4 protein-coding genes are annotated in these 5,343 nt (G+C 36.0%); 2 read left to right on the top strand and 2 right to left on the bottom strand.

All coding sequences use genetic code 11. The features are described from left to right. Together ACLTU0_RS10620 and aspS are read right to left on the bottom strand one after the other, a co-directional pair. A partial coding sequence (locus ACLTU0_RS10620; RefSeq protein ID WP_412322409.1) for an ABC transporter ATP-binding protein occupies positions 1–641 on the bottom strand: 641 nt, incomplete at its 3' end. A gap of 297 nt (positions 642–938) precedes the next feature. Further along, a complete protein-coding gene (gene aspS / locus ACLTU0_RS10615) occupies positions 939–2,708 on the bottom strand; it encodes an aspartate--tRNA ligase (protein ID WP_117966489.1) in 1,770 nt (589 codons plus the stop codon). 196 nt (positions 2,709–2,904) lie between these two features. Between aspS and ACLTU0_RS10610 the strand changes: the two genes are divergently transcribed. Both ACLTU0_RS10610 and ACLTU0_RS10605 read left to right on the top strand, forming a co-directional pair. Beyond that, positions 2,905–4,602, top strand: a complete 1,698-nt coding sequence (locus ACLTU0_RS10610) for a polysaccharide biosynthesis protein (protein ID WP_337870871.1) — start codon at positions 2,905–2,907, stop codon at positions 4,600–4,602. Between the two features lie 107 nt (positions 4,603–4,709). Next, positions 4,710–5,343 (top strand): protein-ADP-ribose hydrolase (locus tag ACLTU0_RS10605; RefSeq protein WP_412322408.1); only part of this gene is annotated, 634 nt, incomplete at its 3' end.

Here is a 5,343-nt window from a genome sequence, read left to right as displayed (position 1 = left end):
GTATCTTCTGCGACAAATTTGCCTTTATTTATAATAATTACTCTTTCACAGACTGCACTTATTTCGCTTAATATATGCGAACTTAAAATTACAGTCTTTTCTTTTCCGAGTTCCTTAATAACATTTCTTATTTCGATAATCTGCTTAGGATCAAGACCAACTGTCGGTTCGTCAAGTATAAGAATTTCTGGATCACCGATTAAAGCACCTGCAAGTCCCACTCTTTGTCGATAGCCTTTTGACAAATTGGCAATTTTTCTGTTTTTAACATTATCAATCTTCACCATATCAATAACTTGCTGTATATGACTCTTTTCGTCCTCGGTCTTGATTTTCTTCAATTCATATACAAATTCAAGATAATCCCACACTACCATATCAAGATAAAGCGGTGGTATTTCAGGCAAGTATCCTATTTTCTTTTTCACTTCAATAGGATTTTCTAAAATATCATAGCCGTCAATATTAACAGAGCCGTCTGTATATGAAATATATCCGGTGATAATATTCATAGTTGTTGATTTTCCCGCACCGTTAGGACCTAAAAATCCAAGAACTTCACCCTTTTTTACATTAAAACTAATATTGTCGAGTGCATATTTATCACCGTATTTTTTTGTTAAGTTTGAAATAGTAATCACTTAAAACTCTCCGTTTCACAGATTAATTTTCAGACTGCCGAGAAATTAGTTTGGATTTTGAAAAAACGAACTCGTCAGCGTACATTTGTACGGCAGAGTTTATTTTTTCAAAAAGTGCATAGGCAAGCCTATCAATATAGGCTTGCCTGCTATTTTTTTGATAAATTAAATCATACAAATTTGAATAATACTTCTGCACGTTCCGGACAATTTATCGACAGTCTTAGAAGCTGAAAATTCGGCTCCTATTTTAAGGTTATTATACAATAACGTTATTAAATTATTATGAACACATTATTAATTTTCTTTCTTTTCAGGTATTATGCTTATCGAAAGTTCCTGTAATTGTTCTTCGTCAACAACATTAGGAGCTCCCGACATAAGTTCTGACGCATTTTGTACCTTAGGGAATGCAGTTACATCTCTTAGACTGTCGTTACCAGTCATAATCATTGCAAGTCTGTCAAGACCGATACCCATACCGCCGTGAGGTGCGGCACCGTATTTATATGCCTCTACAAGGAAACCGAATTTAGCCTCGATTTCTTCATCAGAAAGCCCAAGTGCCTGGAACATTTTTTGTTGAAGTTCATAATCTGTAATTCTAATTGAACCGCTTGAAAGCTCTGTACCGTTAAGGACAAGGTCATATGCCTTAGCCGTAACTTTACCCGGATCAGTATCAAGATATTGAATACACTCGTCCATAGGCATTGTAAACGGATGGTGCATAGCAAGCCAAGAATCTGTATCTTCGTCATATTCAAAGAATGGGAATTCAGTAATCCAAAGGAAGTTAAATCCTTCAGGAATTATATCAAGTTGCTTTGCAACCTTTAATCTAAGTGCGCCGAGTACAGGAAGTGTTACTTTATTCTTATCTGCAACAATAAGTACAACGTCACCCTTTTGAGCGCCTACTTTATTTAATATTGCGTCAAGTTCACCTTCGCCCAAGAATTTTGCAAATGCACAAGTCGGTTCATCATCAACCCAACGAACAAACGCCAGACCTTTTGCGCCTATTCCCTTAACGTATTCTGTAAGCTTGTCGATTTCTTTTCTTGTAAGCGTCTTTGCCGCGTCTTTTGCAACGATTGCTCTTACCGAGCCGCCGTTTTCGATAGCCGAAGTGAACACGCCGAAACCGCAATTCTTAACAAGTTCTGAAATATCGCATATTTCCATACCGAAACGAGTATCAGGCTTATCTGAGCCGTAACGTTCCATAGCGTCTTTATAAGTAAGTCTTGGGAGCGGTAATTCTACGTCAACATCAAGAACTTCCTTAAACAATCTTTGTATAAAGCCTTCGTTCATTTCAAGAATATCCTCAACATCAACGAATGACATTTCAAGGTCAATTTGCGTAAATTCCGGCTGTCTGTCTGCTCTTAAGTCTTCATCTCTGAAGCATCTTGCAAGCTGAATATATCTGTCAAATCCTGCAATCATCAAAAGTTGCTTGTACATTTGAGGTGACTGCGGAAGTGCGTAAAACTTTCCGTGATGTACTCTTGACGGAACAAGGTAATCTCTTGCACCCTCAGGAGTTGACTTAATCATCATCGGTGTTTCGATTTCTATAAAGCCGTTTTCATAGTAATAATCTCTTGCAACTTTTGCAATCTTACTTCTCATAATCAAGTTATCCTGTAAAACCTTTCTTCTAAGGTCAAGATAACGATATTTCAATCTTAATTCTTCGTTTACGTTAGTATCGTCAACAATTTCAAAAGGAGGTGTCTGAGCCTTTGCCAACACTCTCAAATCTTTTACGTCAATTTCAATATTACCTGTTTTAATTGCTGTATTCTTGCTTTCTCTTTCACGAACAACACCTTTTGCCATAAGTACATATTCGCTGTGGCAATCAGACGCTTTTTCAAATATTTCTCTGTCTGTCGAATCATCAAAAGCAAGCTGAACTATACCTGTTCTGTCCCTTAAATCTATAAAAATAAGATTTCCCAAATCTCTTACTTTTTGTACATAACCGCCTACTACAACTTCATTGCCGATTCCTTCAACATCTCCGCAATAGTGAGTACGTTTTAAACCTTGCATTGTATCCATGTCTATTCCTCCATATAAATTTACATACTTATTATATTTTACCCTTATATCAGCTTTGTGTCAAGTCAAAATGCCGATTTTTGACTTATTTCTATACAATTACTTTATTTTTTTATGACAATACTTGATTAAATCCGTATTTAGTTTTATAATATGACAATGTGAACATTAAATTAGGAGGAATATAATGAGTAAACAAAACAAAGAAAACACTCAATCGTTTATGAATAATGTTACTATAATTCTTATTTCACAAGTGCTTGTAAAAGTTCTTGGTATGGTTTACAGAATTGTAATAACAAACATTGACGGTTTCGGTGACGAGGGACTGGGATTTTATAATGTAGGATTTCAGATTTATACCCTACTGCTTGCAATTTCATCTGTCGGAATACCTAATGCAATTTCAAAAATGGTTTCCGAACGTGTAGCACTTGACGATTACAAAGGTGCACATAAGATTTTCAAAACGGCTTTATTGCTGTTCTCAATAATAGGTCTTGTAACGACTGCGGTTCTGTTCTTTGGTGCGGATATTTTTGCACAGCATATAATTAAAATTGACGGCTCTCAATATGTAATGCGTGCGCTTGCACCGTCACTGTTCTTCGTTTGTGTATCTTCCGTAATCAGAGGATATTTCACAGGTATGAAGAATATGAAAGCAACAAGTAATTCACAGGTACTTGAACAGATTTTAAAATGTACACTTACTATCGTGTTTGTATACCTTTCAATCGGTCTTGCACCTGCAATTATGGCATCTTGGGCTAACTTTGCAACATCTGTTGCAACTGCGCTTAGTATGCTTTACTTAGTATACTTCTATTGTAAACGTAAAAGCGGTATCAAGGAGCATATTGAAGAATCAAAAGGCGAAACAATTAAGATTTCAGGCAGACATCTTATGATGAGTATTCTTATGATAAGTATTCCGATTTCGCTTGGCTCTATCATTACAGCTATAAACAGAGTTATCGACACAGCAACAATAAGTCGTGGTATTGAAGTTGCATTTGCATCATTAATTCCGGCACATGGCAACGTCGGCGATATTATAAATCCGACCGCCGAGCAACTTAATCAGGAAATTGCAAGATTATCGGGACTTCTATCAAAGAGTGATACACTTTACAATATGCCTTTGGCGGTAAACTTCGCTTTTGCAACAGTTCTTGTTCCGTCAATCGCAGGTGCGTTGGCGGTAAAAGATTATAAAGAGGCCTCTTCAAAGATAAACTATTCATTGCTTATTTCAATATTAATTATCTTGCCTTGCGCAATAGGTTTGATAACTCTTGCTGAGCCGATTTATAAAATATTGTATTTCAGCACTTCGAGCGGTTTTGAGCTTTTACAGCTTGTTTCGGTATCGCTTATATTTGCGGCACTTGCACAAACTATGACAGGTTCGCTTCAAGGGCTTGGAAAAGTTTATGTTCCTGCAATCAGCTTGTTGTTTGGATGTATAGCGAAAATTGTATTAAATATTGTACTTATAAGAATACCGTCAATCAATATTTACGGTGCGGCAATAAGCTCTATTGCTTGTCAGTTCATATCATGTGCAATATGCTTTGTTGTTCTTGCAAAGAACTGCAAACTTAACATCAAGCCAATGAAATATATCTTAAAACCGATTATAGCAGGTGTTGTTATGGGCGTTGTTGCAGTCGGTGTTTATAAGCTTTCAATGCTTGTATGCCCATCTGGATTTATAGGTAATTTGATTTCCACTGTAATTGCAATAGCGATTGCGGCGGTTGTATATTTCTTTACGGTGTTTATGCTAAAAATTCTTTCAGAAGACGAAATCAAACAGCTTCCTATGGGTACAAAAATTTACAATGGTCTTGTTAAATTAAAATTCTATAAAGCACAGTAAATTCAAAAAATCTTTGCCATACGGTAAAGACTTTTTTGATAGTTACTTAAAAGTACCTACTTGTTATAATAACAAAAACACGTTATAATCATTTCAGAGGTGGTAATATGACACAGAATGAAAGACTTGATTTTCTTATTAATCATCTGATAAGTGAGGACAACAGATATAGCAATATAGTTATCCCAAAAGATTCCGAAGAAAAATTTAATTTATTCCGTTCTCTTGTAAACGTCAGAGAACCGAAACAAATTAGTAACGAATTTATAAAGCTACAAGATGATTATTTGCAAGAACGATTGACGGAAATTAACATAACCGACGCATATGATTTACAAGCAATATCGAACAAATTATACCTTTGGCAAGGCGATATAACAACATTAAAATGCGGTGCAATAGTAAATGCCGCAAACAGTGCAATGCTCGGTTGCTTTGTGCCTTGCCACAAGTGTATTGATAATGCAATTCATACGTTTTCGGGTGTTCAGCTTAGATTGGAATGTAATCGCATTATGAAGCTACAAGGTCACAAGGAACAGACTGGTGCTGCGAAGATAACAAAATCATACAACTTGCCTTGTGATTACATTCTTCATACGGTCGGTCCTATTGTATACGGACATCTTACCGATGAACTCCGCAAACTTTTAGCAAGTTGTTACCGTTCTTGTCTTGAGTTGGCTGAAGCTAACGGTGTAAAATCAATAGCTTTTTGTTGTATATCAACAGGTGAATTTC

It is taken from the genome of Hominilimicola sp. (assembly GCF_046972485.1).
Lineage (GTDB): Bacteria > Bacillota > Clostridia > UBA1381 > UBA1381 > Hominilimicola > Hominilimicola fabiformis.
The sequence above is the reverse complement of the archived record's forward strand: the minus strand, read 5'-3'. Positions and strand labels throughout refer to the sequence as shown.